At 73.4% G+C, this 1137-nt stretch carries 1 protein-coding gene and 1 pseudogene; both read right to left on the minus strand.

The window, feature by feature from the left end:
* Window positions 1-538: hypothetical protein (locus EIO58_RS18340; protein ID WP_205789393.1), on the minus strand; the 538-nt coding region annotated here is incomplete at its 3' end.
* Between the two features lie 15 nt (window positions 539-553).
* A pseudogene (locus EIO58_RS18345) lies at window positions 554-1137 on the minus strand (globin domain-containing protein); the annotation flags it as partial.

Consider the following 1137-nt stretch of genomic DNA (forward strand, 5'->3'; position numbering starts at 1 on the left):
CGAACTGGCGCGCGCGCACGACGTCGGCCGGTGAGGCCGGCCCGGCCGCCGCCAGATCGTCGGTGGCGAACGCGAACGACGGCGGCCTGTCGGCGGTCCACGAATCGATGCTGCGCGCACTGCCTGCGGCCGCGGCGGGCACGGGCCGCGTCTGGGCGGTGACCTGGCTCGGATTCGCCGCCGCCTGCTTCTCGATCGAGTGGGCCACGTGCTGCGCTCGCTCGATGATCTCGCGGTACTGCGTGCGCGCCGTCTCGATCAGGTCTTTGGCATAGGACTCGGCCTCGGCCACGGCATCGTCGGCGATCCGCTGCGCGCTGCTGAGCAGCAGCACCGCGCGGCTGGAGATCTCGCCGTCGTCCGCGCTCACGCCGCTCGCGATCAGCGCCTCGTTGTCGCGCCGGGCGAGGTCGAGCGCATCGGCCGCCGCCGTGAGCAGCGCATGGACCTCGGTGCGGGAGTACCCGTGGGGCTCTTCGGCGAACGACGCGGCGCGGAGCAGGTCGGGCGTTACGGATACGGAGTGGATCGCAGTCATGGTCGTGTCTGCCCTCTATCGGATTCCGAGCACGGCGCCCGGACGGACGAGGTCCGAGGAGGCTGCCTGGGCGGCCGGGGCGCTGGGTTGTTGGGTGAACGGGTCTTCGTACTTCTCGCTGCGGATGTCGTGCTCGTCGAGCCCGGCGCGACGCAGGGCCGCGACGGTGTGCTCGACCATGCGAGGGGAGCCGCAGACCATCGCCAGCCGGCGCTCCCACGGGCCGTCCGCGGCGGCGATGTCGCCGACGAGCCCGCGGGCCCCCGGAAAGGACGGGTCGTCCGACACCGCATACGAGAGCTCCAGCCACGGCGCGCCCGCGTATCGATCCAGCTCGGGCTTCGCGTAGAAACCCCACGGATGCCTGACACCGTGGTACAGGGTCACCCGCGGTCCGGCCCCGCGGGCCGCGTGGCGCGCGGCGACCTGGTCGAGCACGGCGAGCAGGGGTGCGAGTCCCGTGCCCCCGGCGACGAGGAGCAGGTCGGGCCATTCGCTGTCGAAGCCGAGCGTCAGCAGTTCGCCGATGGGCGGGCCCAGCCGCACGCGGTCGCCCGGCGCCAGGTCGCGCAGCAGCGCGCCGCTGACCTGGCCGCCGG

Origin of the sequence: Microbacterium sp. CPCC 204701 (assembly GCF_004010105.1) — a bacterium.
GTDB lineage: Bacteria > Actinomycetota > Actinomycetes > Actinomycetales > Microbacteriaceae > Microbacterium.